Genomic DNA, 17,350 nt, shown 5'->3' on the forward strand with positions numbered 1-17,350 from the left:
CTTTTTAGTATAAATATTTAATGCATGAAATCTTTCTGTGAAAAACCTAGTGCTTTTGCTAAAGCCATTCCAAAATTCCTATCTGCTTGATAGAAATGACCAATCATGGTTTTTTGAATGTTTTTATCTGTTACAGCACTTAAATCGCCACTTAAGTTTTTAATTAAATTTTCTTGCTGTTGTTTAGATAGCGTTCTATAAAAATCCCCAGCTTGGGCAAAATCATTGGTTTTAGAGATTTTCTTTTGTGTAATAGTTACATTGCTAAGTGTAGTTTCTGATTGCTTGTATTGTGGATCTTCTGCTAAAGCAGCTTTTGAACTTGGTTGATAATTCACATCCGGATTTTCAAATCTTTTATTTCCGGCACTGTTCCAACTATCAGAATTATAGTTGTTAGGTTCTTCTAAAGGCTTGTTGACTTCTAATTGTAAAAAATTAGGACCAAGACGATGTCTTTGTGTATCAAAATAAGAGAACAATCTACCTTGTAACAATTTATCCTCAGAAGGTTCTACACCTGGAATTAAAGCACCTGGAGAGAAAGCAATACTTTCTACCTGCTCAAAAAAGTTTACCGGGTTCTCATTTAAAGTCATGGTACCAATTTTAATTTTTTCAATTTTATCGGCTGGCCAGTCTTTAGTTGCATCTAAAGGCCAAAAGTCGAAAGAATGCATGTCCTCTGGCTTAATTAATTGTACATACAAATCCCATTGAGGATAATTTTTATCGTCAATGTCCTTTCTTAAGCTCATGGTAGCATGTTGCCAATCTTTGCCTTGTTGTTCTGCGGCTTCTTCAATAGTCAAGTTTTTCTCACCTTGTTTAGAAACCCACGAATACTTTACATAAGTAACATCTCCTTCAGCATTTATCCATTTATAACCGTGCACACTGCTACCGTTCATGTATTGGTATCCTTTTGGAATACCTAAATCCGTATATAATCTTGTAAGCATATGTGTAGATTCTGGCACATGCGAAAAGAAATCGAAAAATCTGTTAGGATCCTGTTTATTGGTTACTGGCGAAGGTTTTAAGGAGTGTACCATGTCCGGGAATTTAATGGCATCCCTGATAAAGAAAATTGGCAAATTGTTACCTACGATATCATAATTTCCCAGTTCCGTATAAAACTTAACGGCAAAACCTCTTGGGTCTCTTGCAGTTTCAGGAGAACCTTTTCCATGTATTACGGTAGAGAAACGAACGGCAAGGTCTGTCTTTTTGCCAACTTGTGAAAACAATACCGCTTTTGTGAACTCGGACATATCTTTAGTAGCTTCAAAATAACCCGACGCTCCTGCGCCTCTAGGGTGTACCACTCGTTCTGGAATTCTTTCCCTATCAAACGCTGCCAGTTTTTCTACCAAATAAATATCCTCCAATAAAACGGGTCCATATTCACCTACGGTTTTGGAATTCTGATTATCGCCAACTGGAACACCACCATTTGTAGTTATTGTGTTGTTAGACTGGGCCAAACCTACACCTACCAAGGCTAGGGTGATAAGCGTCACTAATCTTTTTTTCATTCTTTATAGATTTATGTTATAATGATGAAGCAAAATTCAATTAGAAGCGCTTATCAATCAAATTAATACTCTATATACTTGTATTGCTAAAATTAATATGCCACCTAAATGACCTTGCAACAATTAGAGTATGTGAATGCACTAGACGCTTATAGACACTTTGTTACGGCTGCAGAAAAGTGTTTTGTTACCCAACCTACCATAACCATACAGGTTAAAAAATTAGAGGATGAAATAGGATTTTTAATTTTTGACAAGAGTAAGTTCCCTCTAAAGCCTACCAGTTTAGGGGAAATGTTCATATTGAAGGCGAAGATGATATTGAAAGAAGCCCGTGAACTTAAAAATATGGTGAATATTGAGTTGAACAGTATTGAAGGAGAATTCCGTTTAGCTGTATTGCCCACAATTTCATCTTATTTGATCCCATTAATTTCCGGACCATTTTCAAAGAAATATCCCAACACAAGATTGATGATTGAAGAAATGGAAAGTGACCAAATTATAAGGTCTTTACACAATAAGGAAATAGATATAGGTCTATTGGTAACACCATTGAACGATGCCCACCTAAGGGAAATAAAATTGTATAATGAGCCTTTTGTCTTTTATGGGCAGCCTGGTTTTATAGATAAGGATAAGAACAAAATATCTGTTGATGAAATAGAAGGGTTAACTAATTTATGGTTACTGGAGAAAGGACATTGTTTTAGAAACCAGGTTCTAAATATTTGTGGGCATACCAATACTAACGGAAACATTCAGTTTCAAAGCGGTTCTATTGAAGCTTTAAAGAAAATGGTAGATAATTATGGAGGATTTACATTAGTGCCTGAAATGGCCATTAGCACTAATGATAATGGCCATGTACTTCATTTTCAAAAGCCCAAACCGGTTAGAGAAGTAAGCTTAGTGGTTCAACAAACTTTTTCAAAAGAGGTGTTGTTAGATGCCTTAAGACAAGAAATTTTAGATAAAACCCCCAAAGAATTTGAAAAGAACCAGCGTTTTATAAAAATTAACTGGCGTTAGGCATTAGTCACCTGAATTAAAATTCTTTATCATTTCTAAATTTGATTTATGCACTCTACCTGCAGCCTTTACATAATCTGATGGTACATCGTTGGCACCACTTTTAATTCCCTCGTAAATGCCTGCAATTACCGTACCCATAAAATCACCTAATGCGGCTTTTCTATCTGCTGCATAACTATCAATTGTTACTGAATTATAGATCAAGTTAGTACCATACACCTTATTGATGTTTTCGGCCAACTCACTTTGTGTAACGGGTTCACCAACTAGGTTATAAACATTGCCATTGTGTTTATCTTCAATGAGTATTTTGGCATACGCATAGCCCAGTTCTTCTCTGCTGGTATACGTACATTTTCCTTGACCCGCACAGTTTTCTATTCTTCCTTTTTTTACATAGGTATCAATATATTCCAAATCTGGTTCTATATAAATTCCGTTTCTACCTATTACCCAATTGAGTCCAGAATCCTGTACATCTTTTTCCGTTTGTCTATTACTTTGTACGATAGGACTAAAGGCATTTTTATCATCATCACCGACAATACTGGTGTACACTATTTTTTGTACTCCATTTTGTTTTGCAGCTTCAATTACATTTCTGTGTTGCTGAATTCGTTTTTGAGGTTCATCCATGCCAGATACCAAAAGAACGGCATCTATACCCTGTAATGCTTCATTAAAATCTTCGCGGCTATTGTAGTCTCCTTTTCTGATTTCTACATCTAAATATATAGCTTTTTCAGGTGTTCTGGCTATGCCAATGACATTTTCTTTGCCTATTAAATTGATAAGATGTTTTACAATTGATGCACCTAATTTTCCACTTGCCGATGTTACTGCTATTTTCATTTCATTCTATTTTTACTCGTTAATTGAGATTATATTTATTCCTTATCTCAGAACCAACTGTTTGTTTTATAAATAACTACTTAATTTTCTTAGGCTGGTTGAGTTTTATTCTTTCTTCGGCTCATAATTTTTTCTTTTACTGACGGAATTCTAATTATGAAACCAATACCCACTATTACCGCATAAATAATCCAAGTTTTTTCTAAAATGGCTACGTGTAAAAGGCTAAGTATGACCGCTGCATATGCCCAACTTTGAAGCTTTTTCCATGTACGTTTTAATTTTTTCATCCACTTTCTGTTTGAAGTGAACAACAACGGAATCAATATTAAAACGGCTATGAATCCGGCTATATAATTGAATTGGGTAAAGGTTTCCGAAAAACCTTCTGCCCAAATAAATATGACAAAATGCAACAGACTCCATACAGCCGTAGCTATACCCATAGCTTGTCTTACAAATAGATTATGGATACCAAACAGGATAAAAAACGGAGTACAGGTCAACACGGCGGTCATCCATCTTATTGAAAATTCACCTGTGATATGGTATAACATTTCTAAAGTTGACATGCCTTCTTTACCTCCATTTTCAACTAAAGTGAAAACAAATCCATTAGAAGTATCAATTTTCAACATTGTACTTAAAATGAACATTGGTATTATGGCAAGAATGGTTACTATAATCCAACCATAATTCTTTTTTATAAATGACATGTTATAAAGAGGCTTTTAGTTCATTCAATTCTTTTTCCAAAGCTTCTGATTTATCCTTAAATTTTTGCATTGCCTTTTTCATTTGACCAATTTTTTTGAATGCCTCATCATCTTGTACTGCGGTGTACGTTGTTACACCATCTTTTTCTTTGAATTTTGACTTACTGCCACATGTTGGACAAATTTTTATATCACTCATACTATTTAGATTTAATTATTACCACTTTACCGTCATACTTTGGTGTTAAATGGTATTTGTTGGTTTGTTGTATTTCTTTTAAAAATCGTTTTGTATCGTGCATTTCTGCATTATCCACGTATACTATTGTTTTACTATGAAAATTAGGTTCTAGCATCTGAAAAAGGGACAAGTATAGATCTTTCCATCCATCAAGAAATAATAAATCTATAGGTTCTGAATACCCTTTTAATGTATTTATAGCATCGCCAATTCTCATTTCTATTAGGTGATTAACACCTGCATTTTTAAAATTCTCAATGGCTTTTTTTGCTTTAGAATCTATGAGTTCGGTTGTAACAATAGTGCCATTTGTTTCTAGAATTCCCTCGGCTAAATACAAGGTAGATATACCGAATGAAGAACCAAATTCAACCACATTTTTCACTCCATTTTCTTTAATGAGCTGTACTACATCTTCCCCTTGCTTTTTTGAGATTGCCAGATAGGTATCCTTAAAATGTATGGGTCGTATAGGACCTAGAATGCTTTTCCCCAAAGCCCTCATTATTCTTATCTCATCAAATTTGGCATCTTCGAACAAATCTGCCAATGTAGATTCTATTTGTTGGTGTGCTGCAATCATAATATTTGAACCTTTTAAAAGGAACAACCGTGTTAACGGCTATTCCTTTTCAATTAATTTTATTGGCACCGCCAAAGGGTATAATACCCCGAGGCTTGCCTCGAATTTAAAAATTTGTTTCCTTTTTATGCCTCATGGGCTTGCCCTTTAGGGTTTTACTCTTTAGAGCGGATTAGAATTTACCATTCTCGTTTTTCCATTCAGATTTTGCAGGTATCGTAGCGATAACATCCCAGTGTTCTACAATTAAACCATCTTCTAATCTAAACAGATCATAGTAAGCGGTATGGTCACCCTTACCGAATTTGCCTTCACTAACACTTAGTACAAAGTTACCTTGACCCAAAACCATATGTAATTTATCATACTGCATTACTAATCCGTTTTCTGCAAAATATTTCATAGCCGCCCCAAAACCATCTAAGCCATCTGCTACTGCGGGATTATGTTGAATGTATGTTGCTGGGTTGATGTAGTTGGTAACCTTATCCATTTCATGATTTAAAAGCACATTTTCTATAAAACCTCTAACTACGGCTTTATTCGCTTCTGTTTTATCTAGATCAGCCAAAGTTGTTGCACCGTCAAATTGAGTTCTTCCACTTGGGTTTGTCTTTTGAATAGGCAATAGGTTGTCCCAATGCTCAACAATAAATCCGTCTTCGAATCGGAAAATATCAAATCCTGCTTTTGGTCCGAAGAAATCATATTCAGTGTGCGTAAACACATAATCCCCATCTTGAAAGGCACGTAAAACGTTTGCTTTAAATCCGCCTTCCGAGGCATGTTGCATTACTTCTCCAAAACCTTGTAAGCCATCTGCCACACCTAAGTTGTGCTGAATGTATTTATTGGGATTAATGTAAGAAATAGGTGTTTGGTCACCTGTATTGAAGCTGTTCAATAAAGCTACTACTTTATCTTTATTCGATAATGCAACATTATTCAAAGAAGTAAGCGATTGAAATCTAATCATATCTATGGTGGACTTATCCATCATCCCCATGAATTCTTTAGCAACCGCGGCATTCATAAAATCATTGATTACTGCATCTGAATGCGCTTTTGTGTCCCAATACGCAACAGCAACTTGTTCTCCTTTTTTATTAAACCCAGTAATTCGTTGTAAAAATCCGGTTTGTTTTTCACTGAATTTTGGTCCAACCCGGTCGTTTACCGTATTAAAAGCTTCAACATTGGCACCTTTCTTTAATTTAAAGGTCATTACTTCTGTAAATGTGCTATTCGTAGCCGTAAATTCATCGGTTATTGTAAAACGGGACATCTTCATTGAAGAATCATCGATCATACCTGCATAACTGGCAACAGACTCATCTGACATAAATTTATTCATTGAAGCTTCTGCATCGGCAACTGATTTCCAATATACCAATACCACATATCTACCTTGTTCGTCAACACCGCTTTGACGTCTAATAAAACCAGGTTGCTTACTTGTAAAAGTTTCTTCTACTTCAGCATCTAATTTGTTAAATTCCAATTCACTTACGGTTGTCTTGATATTGAAACTAGTTACTTCTAAAACAGTCTCAACTTTTTTTTCTGGGCTATTACAGCTGGCTATTGCCATCGTAAACAGACTAATTGCGAATAATTTTGATTTCATAATTTTCATTTTAGTTGATTTTAAGTGTAATTCTACACTGCAAAACTAAAATGGCAATAGTGGTATTCTATTATCAAAATGAGGCTAAGAATGGTAAATGTGAGTAATTAAATTACACTGGTTCTGAATGTTTTAGGAGAAACACCAGTATTTTTTTTAAAGAATTTGGTGAAATTTGTAAGCTCATCAAAGCCAATTTCATATGCTATTTCTTTAAAGCCATTATCTGTACTGACAATTGATCTTTTTGCTTCAAGAATTACGTAACCGTCAATAAAGGTTTTAGCTGTGTCCAAGGTAAATTCCTTAACTATTTCATTTAGGTGTTTGGTAGTAATGGTAAGCATTTCGGCATAGTCTTTCACATTCCTTGTAGTAGCATAATTTTGTTCTACTAAGTTTTTAAATGCGATGAAAATGGTGTAATTCTTTGCATTATTATGGGGTAATTGCTGATCAAATTCTCGTTCAAGTCTCAATAAATAAAGATTGATCAAAGAGGCTACTATATTATTTCTAGCATAATCGTTTGAATTCCTAAGCTCTTCAGTTAATTCCTGTATAAAGGAATGATTTAACTCTTCATTTTCTGAAATAGGGGATGTGATGTGATAATTATACAGATGCGAAATCATATTGATCGAGGATTTTGAGAAGTGGTTCATCACAAAATTTTCTGTAAACAACACCAAAAACCCTTTGTAAGTGGCATTCTTTTGAAAAGCATGAACTTGACCTTTTGCCAATTTTAGTACCGAGCCTTTTTGTACGGTATAATCTTTTAAATCTACTTGATGTGTGCCATTGCCATCTGTAACGATCAATAACGCAAAAAAATGAATTCTGTGTGGTTGGGTAGGGTTATGGTCTGTTATTTCAGGGATTCTATCAAAGAACTTGGTCAGATTTAAACACTCAAAACTGTGCTTATTATCGGCATCTTGAAATGATATGTCGGGTATGGTTTTCAACTTAAGGGAACGAAAATTTTACAATCTTACAAACAACAATGAAAGGCTTTAAATATAGACCTTTCTAGGCTACAATAACACTACTTATTTACTAAGTGATTGAATAACTTTGGTATTTTCAAATTCATTTAGGTGTATGGAATATAAACCGTTTAAAGGTTGTGATTTATACTTTTCTTCATACCTGCCACCAACAATATATAGTTTGTTTTCATAATAATGCATTTGTGCTTCATGAATGTTTAAATCTATATTATACTCTGTTAAACGTTTCGAAAGCGTATTGAAAGTATAAATTTTACCATAATCAAAAATGTAGATAGTGTTTTTATAACTTGTTATAGCCGGGTTTGCTATACCAAATGGTAATTCGTTTTCAATTTGCCACTGACCAGATTCTAGGTTAAATGATTCAATTTCTTTTAATGGTTTTTCTTTATATCCTCCAATAAGGTAAATCTTATTTCCTATTGTAACACCATTAATTTCCTTTGCTGTTGTCATATTTGGTAAATCATACCAATAGCCCGTTTTAGTGTTATAGAAACGAGATAGATTAGAATAAGTTTTAGGACCATCTAATTTTCTTTTAGTTGAACCTCCCATAACAATTATCTTATCTTCAATAGAAAATGCAGCAAAATTTAATGCTTGATGTGGATTAATGTCGTCTATTTGAATAGTATTGTCACTAAGACTTAAAACTTCTATTTTATCATCCAAATATTCATACATTCTGTTGGTCGACAATCTTTTACCGCCTATAATATATAATTGATCTTTAACAGTGGTAATGCGATGATATGCCCTTTTTCTAAACTTTAAATCTGAAATGTCCCATGAATCATTTTCAATATCATAAATCTGTAAAGCGTCACTATGGTTTTTCCAATTTTGGTTATTTTGTATTTTCCGCATGAATTCTTCTGCAGTCAGTGAATTTTCTAGTGCAATTCTAATTTCATGTCTAAAAAATGTTTTATCACCTCCATGAATATACATTTTACCATTAACTATCGTAGATCCAAAATTATGAACGCCAAATGGTAAAGAAGCTAATTTGGTAAAGGCTATGCTTGGTTTTCTTTTGCGATTACCAGACAAGGTAACCTCGTTAAGGTTTTCGGTCTTTTTTTGCAAGTAAACAACATAATTCCGCTCTTCTAATTCTAATATGGAATATGATTTAGGATGATAACCTAAAATGGTAAAAAATACAATTTGTGTAGATTTAAGTTCACTGTTTGATACTAAATTGAACTTTCCCAGTCCATCAGAAGTAGTACCAATTTGACCTTCTTTAACATAAATATTTACAAATTCAATGGGTTGATTTGTTTCTGCATCTAAAATAGTCCCTTCAATGTTCTGCCCAATAACTGTAAAAAAAGTAAAAAATAAGACTAATGATAATTTCATGTTGTTTTAAACTTAAATTTAATATGAGTGGGGGACTAAAAACTTATTTGTTATTTATTCTGCTAATTCATTTTCGTTTGTTGTTGAGTTTATAATGCAGTAATATTTAATTTTAATAACCAATAGGAATCTCAACCCTGTTCATATCCCAAGCAATATACATTAGAGCAACACCTTGTTCTGAGTCTTCAAATTGAATGGAAAATTCTTCTACGGGTTGATCGTTCTGTAAGACATGTGCATTAACTCTTAGTACATCATTTTTATCATCATAGCTATAATGTCCCCATTGATCAACATCGCTGTTAAATATAATGGTCCATATTTCTTCGGTAGGTATAGCATACATAGTATACGTTCCTTCCCTAAGTAATTTACCATCTATTTTAACGTCTTGATAAACCTTTATCTCAGTTGCCTCATTAGCACCAAGTCGCCATATTTCATTGTATTTGACCATAACACCAAAAACTTGGCGACCTTTCTTTTGGGGTCTACTATAATCTATTTTTAGAATAGGGCTGTCAGGTAAATTTCGCTCTGGAGCAAATTTTATATCATGGGCAAAATGATCAGGTAAATACGCCCTGTCTAACGGACTTTTATCTAAGCCCCTAAAACTTTGGGCAAAACTAACTGAAGTAACTAGGCTAAGGCAGGCGATAAGTAGCGTAATTTTTTTCATCATAATTATATGTATATAAAAATAGATTAGCATTTAAATTTAATGATAATTAAAATGAAAACTAGACTATTCGCTAGGTATCTACCTAAGAATCAATATTTCTTATAACATCAATCCCCCGGTCGCTTCAATACGTTGACCGTTGATCCAAGCTGCATCTTCTGTACACAAAAAGGCTACAACACCTCCTATGTCTTCAGGTTCACCAACGCGACCTAAAGCCGTATTACTACTAATTTTCTGACGTCTTTCCTCATTATCTTTATTTGCGCCACCTCCAAAGTCTGTACCAACGGCACCAGGAGCCACTACATTTGCCCTTATTTTTTTTGAACTCAACTCTTTTGCCAAAAACCTTGTAAATACATCAATACCACCTTTCATACTTGCATACGCAGAAGAACCCGGTATGGTAACACGTACCAACCCAGAGGATATATTTATAATACCGCCACCATCATTTAATTGGTCTACGGCATGTTGGGTTAAAAAATAAACGCCTTTTAAGTGAATGTTCATCATATCATCAAAATCGGCTTCGGTGGTTTCCAAAAAAGGCTTATAAATTCCCGTTCCGGCATTATTTATCAAATAATCAAATTTAGCTACGCGATAATTTTCATTCAAATACATACTAATTCTCTTAAAGAAACTTGAGAAATTGGAAGTGTCACTTGTATCTAACTGAAATGCTACTGCTTTTTGCCCCAGTTCTTCAATTTGTTTAACCACTTGTTCAGCAGCCTCTTTTTTGGAATGGTAGGTCAAAATAACATCCAATCCTTTTTCGGCGATCTTTAGTGCAATATTCTTACCAATTCCACGGCTACCACCCGTAACTAAGGCAATTTTTGAAGATGATTTCATGATGTTCAATGTCTATAATATGTGAAGTTTTTAGTGTAACTAAAATACAGATACCGTTTTTTCAATAGTACTTCAGCTACGTTATTTTTTTATTAAAGTTGATCTTTACTTAAGTTTTGGGGTCGCGTTTAAATAATTGAATCAGATCAAATACCAAAACACAGAAAACAACCCAGATAAAACCAGCAATGAATCCGCCCGCAATATCGGATGGAAAGTGCACCCCTAAATAAATTCGACTAATACCAATACTTAAAATTACCGTTAACAATACTATCACCAATAAGTATTTAAACACTTTTTGAATGTCGAATTTGATCACCAAAAAAATGAGAAAGCCATAGAAAGCCATTGCACTCATGGCATGTCCGCTAGGATAACTTAAGGTTTCTACAGAGACCAAATGTTCTATTCCCGGTCTAGCTCTATCAATAAATCGTTTTAGCATCATATTTGAAACTGTTGCCAATGCTAACACCAAAGTTGCCTGTACAATATATTTCCAACGTTTAAAGACCAAAAGGGAGACTAACAAAAAAATGGATAATACAATTAAATAGCCATAAGTATCGCCAACATTGGTCATAAATTTAAAGTAGTTGGTTAAGCCAGGTGTACGTCTAGAAACAATATAATCCGTTATTGCAGTATCATAATTGGCAAGCATTTCGGTCTTTAATGTCTCTGTTAATTCTACAAATAGATTTATGCCGCCAACGACTATAACAAGGGCAATAATTACAGTTATCACATAAGGTAACGTTGTATTGTACTGGTTGAGTTTATTTTCTAGAAATTCTCGTAGCGATTTTATAAATGTAAAAAGGGATTGTTTCATGAAACGATCTATTTAATTCGATGTAAACTTAGCCGATATGGGTCAATATCAGTGTTTCAAACAAATTGATAAATAACTCGTTTGAGTTAAACTCATTTTTTAAAGGGGTATGGGGTCATACAGATTTGGACGAGTATATCCTGAAACCTTATCTTTATGCGATAATAGAATTGTTAGAAATTATGAAATCACCCGATTGGAAAACTGCCATAGAATTTGATGATATTACTTATAAAAAATGTGACGGCGTAGCACGTATTGCTTTCAATAGGCCTAATGTGCGTAATGCCTTTAGACCACATACCACAAGTGAACTTATAAAAGCATTTTATGATGCACAGGAAGATACTTCTATAGGAGTGGTTCTACTTTCCGCGGAAGGTCCTTCAACTAAAGACGGAATATGGTCTTTTTGTAGCGGTGGCGACCAAAAGGCTAGGGGAGAGAAAGGATATGTTGGGCAAGATGGGCAGCACCGTTTGAATATTCTTGAAGTACAACGAATGATTCGTTTTATGCCCAAAGTGGTAATCTGTGTTGTACCGGGTTGGGCCGTAGGTGGCGGACATAGCCTTCACGTAGTTTGTGATATGACCTTGGCCAGTAAGGAACATGCTATTTTTAAACAAACCGATGCTGATGTTACCAGCTTTGATGGTGGATACGGTTCTGCATATTTGGCAAAAATGGTGGGACAGAAAAAGGCACGTGAAATTTTCTTTTTAGGTAGAAACTATTCCGCACAAGATGCGTTTGACATGGGTATGGTCAATGCCGTTATACCTCATGAGGAGTTAGAGGATACTGCTTTTCAATGGGCACAAGAAGTATTGGAGAAATCTCCAACTTCTATTAAAATGCTAAAGTTCTCCATGAATTTAACCGATGATGGTATGGTAGGCCAACAAGTATTTGCCGGTGAAGCAACAAGATTGGCTTATATGACCGAAGAAGCAAAAGAAGGTAGAAATGCATTTCTAGAAAAGCGTAAACCTGATTTTGGCAAGGATAATTGGCTACCGTAAGTTGATTGTCCGTTGATGGTTGTCCGTTGATGGTTGTCCGTTAATGGTTGTCCGTTAATGGTTGTCCGTTAATGGTTGTTTTAAAAAAGTTCATTTTTTCCAAAAGAAAAAATGAACTTTTTTAGGCTAACGGCTAAAAGTGGTTATTTAAACGCGAAGCGTTTAGCTTTCATAAAGCAGTACTTAATACTCAGTACTTTTTACTTAATACTTTTTTCTGAACACTTAAAACAAAAACCACCCTAAACTAAAAAGAGTCCAACCCTTTGAAGATCAGACTCTTTTACGAGAACACTATATGAAAATGAAAAAATTTATTTCGTTTTTAACAACACTGTAAAGATATATATGTTCTTCAGTTCGTAGAAACTATTGTTGTCATGTAAGAGCAATCTGTTGTGTGTTTCTTGAGAATTGTGGTGTTGCTTAAATTATTTAAAGCTAATGTGTATTATTGAATAGATCTTATGATTTCCTTTAACAATGTATTGAACTGTTCGTCAGATTGCTCTTCCAGTCCGGTACGCACTACAACTAAATCTTTAGAGGGTATTATGAATATGCGCTGACCTTGAAATCCGTTTACGGAATACAGGTCTTTTGATATATCTGGATATTTTCCATTTGCATTCAACCAAAAATGTGCGCCGTAGACTCCATCAGAATTTACGGTAGGGGTAGAAACATAATCCACCCAAGATTCCGAGAAAATACGTTCCCCGTTCCAATCCCCTTTATTTAAATATAGTAGCCCAAACTTAGCCCAATCTCTGGTAGTTGCCCACGCATAGGATGATAGTATGTAATTACCCATTAAATCTGTCTCTAACAACATTGAATTCATACCAATTTTATCGATCAATTCCTGATAAGGAAAATCTAGATATTCTTGGTGGGTTTCAAATTGTTCGCGCAATATCCCTGACAAAAGATTTGTGGTACCGGAAGAGTAGTTCCAAATTTCGGTCGGGGCCGCAATTACGTTTTTATTACGCTGTGCCAAAGTCATATCCGCATCTAAAAAAAGCATGCGGGTAACGTCTGATATTTTAAAATAATTTTCTTCCCAAGCCAAACCACTCTGCATGCGTAATAAATGATCTATAGTAATATTACTTTTCAAATTTTTCATACGAATCTCATTGCCAAATGGTTTATAATCCATCTTCATTTCCCCTTGATACTCTAAAATACCATAAAGTGTAGCTAATATACTTTTAGTCATAGACCACCCCAATATTTTGGTATCCTCTGTAAATCCTCTAATATAGCGTTCACCTATGATTTGGTTTTTATGAACCACCAATAGAGACCTTGTTCTCTGTTCAGGATCTTTAAAAGCATTTTCAAATGCGACCTCTAATTTATCATAATCAACATTCGCTAAAATGGTATCTTTTACACCGTTGTTACCAAAAGGAAACGGTAGTGTATCTTTTACGAAAAACCTGTTGGGGATGATATCAAAATTATGCTTCTCATATTCGTCATTGGTCAAGACGGCACCTAACCCCTCCTTGAAAACCGCTTTTCTTGGCATAAGTCCATAAACGCTTGCAGTAGCAGAATTATCCTCAGTGGAAACCTCACCATCAGATAACTTGATCAAAGGCATTTCGTGATCGTTTAATATTACATCCACGGGTTCTCTATCCGCAATAAATACACTGGATGCCATACTTTTTGATGCGTAACCGGAAATGAGGTTCAGCTTTGGGTAATTAAAATAAATAGCGGCAATAATGCCTACCAAGGCAATTCCTAAAAATAATTTTAACTTTCTCATTATTGTTTGATGGTTTTTATCTGATTGAAAATCAGAATTCTTAAATGGCAACTTACAATTTTTGCCAAGTTTTATCTGCAGATAACCTAAAACTTCCTAAATAGTCAAAATTGCATTCTTGGGGCAAAATCAATGATAGAAAGGTACTCTGGTCTTTAGCACGGTACAAGTGATACTCCTTACCTACAATGGGTTCAAAACTAAACTTAGCATTGTAGACCAAATTGTTATATTCAAAATCGGTCATTAATTTATCATAAGCTTTCTGCAAAGCTTCATACTGTGCTTTAAACTGGTTATTAGCACCTACAATATGGGTGTTTTTCCATGAAGTAACATCGGGTGGTGTAATTCTAGGGGCCGCTACACCACTTGCAAATGGCAGTAGTTTTCCATGATATTCTTGAGCATCTTCATCAAAGACGACATTATCCGGTTTTTTTTCTTTTTTCATATCAACAAATTTAAAGAAAAGCATTCATGTATATTGCAAGGTTTTAAGGGTATAGGTATCTTCCATATTCTATTGAAGTCACTATACGAAATCATTATAATTGATGAATTTAAAATTTTGTTTTTACTGTATTGTATTTATGGTCTTTATTTCATGCAATACAGAGAAACCTTCAAGGGAGGAAGCCCTTTTTACTGGTTACTGTGCTAGTTGTCATATTGCTCCAGATATACAATCTTTACCCAAAGATATCTGGAAAAATGAAGTGTTACCCGAAATGGGAGCCAGAATGGGCATATTTACCAAAGGAAAACACCCCTATTACAAGTTGCCTTTTCATGAACAAATTGCTGTAATCAAAACTGGCGTTTACCCTTCAAAACCTTTGATTCCGTTAGAAGACTGGAAACTACTAAAGGAATATATAATTGAATTGGCTCCAGATAGTCTTCTAAGTAATGTTCATAAAACGGAAAGTAAACCACTAGATACATTCACGGCTTTCCCTATAAGTTTAGATAGCGTAAAGGGCAGTATGATTACATATTTGGATATCGATAGTGAAAAAAACAGAATAATTACAGGTAGCCGTCAAGGTGAATTAAATACATATGATTTAAATACCAAGACCTTTAAGCTTTTAGGAGATTTCGACTCCGCAATAATCAATGCCAGAATTTTAAACGATAGTCTGTATGTCACTAGTATGGGGAAAATGGACCCCAATGAAATACCACGTGGCGCAGCTGTTTTAAGAAAAGGCAATGAAACAGCGGTATTACAGGATTCTCTCCATAGACCGGTACACACGCTATATTTAGATCTTGATAAAAATGGTAGTGAGGAAATTGTTATTAGCGAGTTTGGAGACATAAAGGGAAAATTAACCTTATTGAAGAAAAATGATTTCGGGTTTTACGAAGAACAAGTGCTATTAGCTTTGCCAGGTGCGTTAAGGGTAATACCTAAAGATATGAACCACGATGGCAAAGAGGATTTGGTAGTGTTGTTTGCGCAAGGTGATGAATCGGTCTATATATTATACCAACAAGAAAATTTAAAATTCGAAGCTGAAAAGGTACTGCGATTTAGTCCAGTCTATGGATCTAGCTGGATTGAGCTTATTGATTATAATAAAGACGGATTTGAGGATATCATCACCGTAAATGGGGACAACGCAGACAAATCTTTTGTAAACAAACCATACCACGGTATGCGAATTCACATAAATGATGGACAGAACAGCTTTAAAGAATCATATTTTCATCCATTAAACGGTGCTACAAGGGTTATTGCCAATGATTTTGATCAAGACGGGGACATTGATTTCGCTTTGTTGGCTACTTTCCCCGATTTTGATAATCACCCCGATTATAATTTCATATATCTGGAAAATAAGGAAAGTACTTCCTATATGTTTTCCCAAGAGCATTTAACAAACACCAAATTAGGAAGGTGGTTTTTAATGGATGCCGAAGATATTGATGATGATGGAGATGTTGACATCGTACTTAGTGCCCTTAGTTTTTCATTTACACCAGCCCCGGAATACTTAGAAGAAGCATGGAAAGAAAGTTATACGGATCTACTAATTTTAAAAAATAAGCTACATTAGTAACTATGTTGAAAAGAGGGGTCGTTTTATTTTTTGCCATTTTGGTGCTAAGTTGTCAAGAAGAAGTGGTAATAGATAAATACGATTGGGTGCCTATGGAAGTTACGGCAACAGCCTATAATTCAATACCCAACCAAACATCATACGAACACCCTGCAATTACGGCATGGGGCGACTCCATAAAACCAGGAAAAAAATGGATAGCCGTCTCTAGAGATCTTTTAAAAAAAGGGCTTTCTTATAATACTCTGGTAAAGATAGATACCTTTGAAGGCATTTATATTGTAAAAGATAAAATGCATTCTAGATGGCGTAACCGTATAGATATTTACATGGGTGAAAATATTGAAAAAGCCAAGGAGTGGGGAAGAAGAAAAATTACTATATCATACGCTGTTGAAAAGGACAGCAAGGAAAGCATCATTAAATGAAAAAGTATCTTTTTTACATCGTTTTAATAGGTTTATTTTCATGTTCTTCATCTAAAACTATTGTAGAACGACCAATTACTTTTAATGAGGAAAGGAAGGTGTTAACCTTGGAATACTTGCAAAACAGATACGGATTAGAGCAAGATTCCCCTGAGATCGACCCTAAAATGATCGTATTGCATTGGACGGTTATTCCAACATTTGAAAAGTCTTTTGCAGCTTTCGATCCCGTATCATTACCTAATTGGAGACCTGATATTAAAAATGTGAGCGGTTTAAATGTATCTTCCCAGTTTATGATAGATAGAGATGGCACCATATATCAATTACTGCCAGAAACAACCATGGCACGCCATGTAATTGGGTTAAACCATTGTGCCATTGGTATTGAGAACGTTGGTGGTACAGATGACTTGCCCTTGACCAAAGCACAGCTAAAGTCTAACATTTGGCTTGTTAGATACTTAGAAGATAAATATGACATTGACTATCTAATTGGTCATTATGAGTATACGCTCTTTGAAAACCATCCGCTATGGTTAGAACAAGATGAAGGATATAGAACTAAAAAGACCGATCCTGGTACAGCCTTCATGAACGATGTTAGAAAAGCGGTCAAAGATTTGAACTTTAAAAAATTACCAACTAATCATAATTAATATAATTA

The 17,350-nt window shown here is 34.7% G+C and carries 18 protein-coding genes; 5 read left to right on the top strand and 13 right to left on the bottom strand.

Annotation, left to right across the window (positions count from 1 at the left end; genetic code table 11):
• Positions 1–17: 17 nt before the first annotated feature.
• Positions 18–1,538: a catalase gene (locus CSC80_RS14495; RefSeq protein ID WP_099192744.1), complete on the bottom strand. Its 1,521-nt coding sequence runs from the start codon at positions 1,536–1,538 to the stop codon at positions 18–20.
• 108 nt (positions 1,539–1,646) lie between these two features.
• On the opposite strand from CSC80_RS14495, the gene CSC80_RS14500 reads away from it, so the two are divergent.
• Complete coding sequence (locus CSC80_RS14500; protein WP_099192746.1) at positions 1,647–2,570, top strand: hydrogen peroxide-inducible genes activator; 924 nt, start codon at positions 1,647–1,649, stop codon at positions 2,568–2,570.
• 3 nt (positions 2,571–2,573) lie between these two features.
• Here the strand turns inward: CSC80_RS14500 and CSC80_RS14505 are convergent, their stop codons facing one another.
• The 10 genes from CSC80_RS14505 to CSC80_RS14550 form a co-directional block, all read right to left on the bottom strand.
• Positions 2,574–3,425, bottom strand: coding sequence for an SDR family oxidoreductase (locus CSC80_RS14505; protein WP_099192748.1), 852 nt, complete (start codon positions 3,423–3,425; stop codon positions 2,574–2,576).
• Between the two features lie 89 nt (positions 3,426–3,514).
• Positions 3,515–4,141 carry a ferric reductase-like transmembrane domain-containing protein gene (locus CSC80_RS14510; RefSeq protein WP_099192752.1) on the bottom strand — a complete coding sequence of 209 codons (627 nt, stop codon included), beginning with the start codon at positions 4,139–4,141 and terminating at the stop codon, positions 3,515–3,517.
• Position 4,142: 1 nt separating this feature from the next.
• Positions 4,143–4,340: a hypothetical protein gene (locus CSC80_RS14515; RefSeq protein ID WP_099192755.1), complete on the bottom strand. Its 198-nt coding sequence runs from the start codon at positions 4,338–4,340 to the stop codon at positions 4,143–4,145.
• Between the two features lies 1 nt (position 4,341).
• Positions 4,342–4,965 (bottom strand): class I SAM-dependent methyltransferase, encoded by a 624-nt coding sequence (locus tag CSC80_RS14520; RefSeq protein WP_201796641.1) that lies wholly within the window; start codon positions 4,963–4,965, stop codon positions 4,342–4,344.
• A 172-nt stretch (positions 4,966–5,137) separates the two neighbouring features.
• Complete coding sequence (locus CSC80_RS19705) at positions 5,138–6,592, bottom strand: nuclear transport factor 2 family protein (protein ID WP_236973405.1); 1,455 nt, start codon at positions 6,590–6,592, stop codon at positions 5,138–5,140.
• A 107-nt stretch (positions 6,593–6,699) separates the two neighbouring features.
• Positions 6,700–7,563 carry a helix-turn-helix transcriptional regulator gene (locus tag CSC80_RS14530; protein WP_099192758.1) on the bottom strand — a complete coding sequence of 288 codons (864 nt, stop codon included), beginning with the start codon at positions 7,561–7,563 and terminating at the stop codon, positions 6,700–6,702.
• Positions 7,564–7,647: 84 nt separating this feature from the next.
• Positions 7,648–8,982 carry a carboxypeptidase-like regulatory domain-containing protein gene (locus CSC80_RS14535; protein ID WP_099192760.1) on the bottom strand — a complete coding sequence of 445 codons (1,335 nt, stop codon included), beginning with the start codon at positions 8,980–8,982 and terminating at the stop codon, positions 7,648–7,650.
• Between the two features lie 112 nt (positions 8,983–9,094).
• Positions 9,095–9,670: a DUF2911 domain-containing protein gene (locus CSC80_RS14540; RefSeq protein ID WP_201796642.1), complete on the bottom strand. Its 576-nt coding sequence runs from the start codon at positions 9,668–9,670 to the stop codon at positions 9,095–9,097.
• 99 nt (positions 9,671–9,769) lie between these two features.
• Entirely contained in the window at positions 9,770–10,534 is a 765-nt protein-coding gene (locus CSC80_RS14545; RefSeq protein ID WP_074673795.1) for an SDR family oxidoreductase, read from the bottom strand.
• 109 nt (positions 10,535–10,643) lie between these two features.
• On the bottom strand, positions 10,644–11,372 hold the full coding sequence (locus CSC80_RS14550) for a phosphatase PAP2 family protein (RefSeq protein WP_074673796.1): 729 nt from the start codon (positions 11,370–11,372) through the stop codon (positions 10,644–10,646).
• 182 nt (positions 11,373–11,554) lie between these two features.
• On the opposite strand from CSC80_RS14550, the gene CSC80_RS14555 reads away from it, so the two are divergent.
• Positions 11,555–12,397 carry a 1,4-dihydroxy-2-naphthoyl-CoA synthase gene (locus CSC80_RS14555; RefSeq protein ID WP_099192762.1) on the top strand — a complete coding sequence of 281 codons (843 nt, stop codon included), beginning with the start codon at positions 11,555–11,557 and terminating at the stop codon, positions 12,395–12,397.
• 451 nt (positions 12,398–12,848) lie between these two features.
• On the opposite strand, the gene CSC80_RS14560 is transcribed toward CSC80_RS14555, so the two are convergent.
• Together CSC80_RS14560 and CSC80_RS14565 are read right to left on the bottom strand one after the other, a co-directional pair.
• Positions 12,849–14,183, bottom strand: coding sequence for a serine hydrolase (locus CSC80_RS14560; RefSeq protein WP_099192764.1), 1,335 nt, complete (start codon positions 14,181–14,183; stop codon positions 12,849–12,851).
• A 52-nt stretch (positions 14,184–14,235) separates the two neighbouring features.
• Entirely contained in the window at positions 14,236–14,637 is a 402-nt protein-coding gene (locus CSC80_RS14565; RefSeq protein ID WP_074674792.1) for a DUF2452 domain-containing protein, read from the bottom strand.
• A gap of 103 nt (positions 14,638–14,740) precedes the next feature.
• Between CSC80_RS14565 and CSC80_RS14570 the strand changes: the two genes are divergently transcribed.
• Genes CSC80_RS14570 through CSC80_RS14580 form a run of 3 tightly spaced genes read left to right on the top strand, consistent with a single transcriptional unit; the run spans position 14,741 to position 17,342 of the window.
• On the top strand, positions 14,741–16,252 hold the full coding sequence (locus CSC80_RS14570; RefSeq protein ID WP_099192767.1) for a VCBS repeat-containing protein: 1,512 nt from the start codon (positions 14,741–14,743) through the stop codon (positions 16,250–16,252).
• Positions 16,253–16,257: 5 nt separating this feature from the next.
• The gene (locus tag CSC80_RS14575; RefSeq protein WP_099192773.1) at positions 16,258–16,683 is read left to right on the top strand and encodes a 3D domain-containing protein; all 426 of its coding nucleotides are present in this window, start codon (positions 16,258–16,260) and stop codon (positions 16,681–16,683) included.
• The gene (locus CSC80_RS14580) at positions 16,680–17,342 is read left to right on the top strand and encodes a peptidoglycan recognition family protein (RefSeq protein WP_099192775.1); all 663 of its coding nucleotides are present in this window, start codon (positions 16,680–16,682) and stop codon (positions 17,340–17,342) included. Before CSC80_RS14575 ends, CSC80_RS14580 begins: the two co-directional genes overlap by 4 nt.
• Positions 17,343–17,350 lie beyond the last annotated feature (8 nt).

The organism is Maribacter sp. 6B07 (genome assembly GCF_002700155.1).
In the GTDB taxonomy this organism is placed as follows: Bacteria; Bacteroidota; Bacteroidia; order Flavobacteriales; family Flavobacteriaceae; genus Maribacter; species Maribacter dokdonensis.

Coding starts and splice junctions, on each gene's coding strand:
- CSC80_RS14570 (WP_099192767.1), top strand. CDS start 14,741: ATGAATTTAAAATTTTGTTTTTACTGTATTGTATTTATGGTCTTTATT.
- CSC80_RS14535 (WP_099192760.1), bottom strand. CDS start 8,982: ATGAAATTATCATTAGTCTTATTTTTTACTTTTTTTACAGTTATTGGG.
- CSC80_RS14515 (WP_099192755.1), bottom strand. CDS start 4,340: ATGAGTGATATAAAAATTTGTCCAACATGTGGCAGTAAGTCAAAATTC.
- CSC80_RS14520 (WP_201796641.1), bottom strand. CDS start 4,965: ATGATTGCAGCACACCAACAAATAGAATCTACATTGGCAGATTTGTTC.
- CSC80_RS14560 (WP_099192764.1), bottom strand. CDS start 14,183: ATGAGAAAGTTAAAATTATTTTTAGGAATTGCCTTGGTAGGCATTATT.
- CSC80_RS19705 (WP_236973405.1), bottom strand. CDS start 6,592: ATGAAATCAAAATTATTCGCAATTAGTCTGTTTACGATGGCAATAGCC.
- CSC80_RS14505 (WP_099192748.1), bottom strand. CDS start 3,425: ATGAAAATAGCAGTAACATCGGCAAGTGGAAAATTAGGTGCATCAATT.
- CSC80_RS14500 (WP_099192746.1), top strand. CDS start 1,647: ATGACCTTGCAACAATTAGAGTATGTGAATGCACTAGACGCTTATAGA.
- CSC80_RS14565 (WP_074674792.1), bottom strand. CDS start 14,637: ATGAAAAAAGAAAAAAAACCGGATAATGTCGTCTTTGATGAAGATGCT.
- CSC80_RS14555 (WP_099192762.1), top strand. CDS start 11,555: ATGAAATCACCCGATTGGAAAACTGCCATAGAATTTGATGATATTACT.
- CSC80_RS14510 (WP_099192752.1), bottom strand. CDS start 4,141: ATGTCATTTATAAAAAAGAATTATGGTTGGATTATAGTAACCATTCTT.
- CSC80_RS14550 (WP_074673796.1), bottom strand. CDS start 11,372: ATGAAACAATCCCTTTTTACATTTATAAAATCGCTACGAGAATTTCTA.
- CSC80_RS14580 (WP_099192775.1), top strand. CDS start 16,680: ATGAAAAAGTATCTTTTTTACATCGTTTTAATAGGTTTATTTTCATGT.
- CSC80_RS14575 (WP_099192773.1), top strand. CDS start 16,258: ATGTTGAAAAGAGGGGTCGTTTTATTTTTTGCCATTTTGGTGCTAAGT.
- CSC80_RS14495 (WP_099192744.1), bottom strand. CDS start 1,538: ATGAAAAAAAGATTAGTGACGCTTATCACCCTAGCCTTGGTAGGTGTA.
- CSC80_RS14545 (WP_074673795.1), bottom strand. CDS start 10,534: ATGAAATCATCTTCAAAAATTGCCTTAGTTACGGGTGGTAGCCGTGGA.
- CSC80_RS14540 (WP_201796642.1), bottom strand. CDS start 9,670: ATGATGAAAAAAATTACGCTACTTATCGCCTGCCTTAGCCTAGTTACT.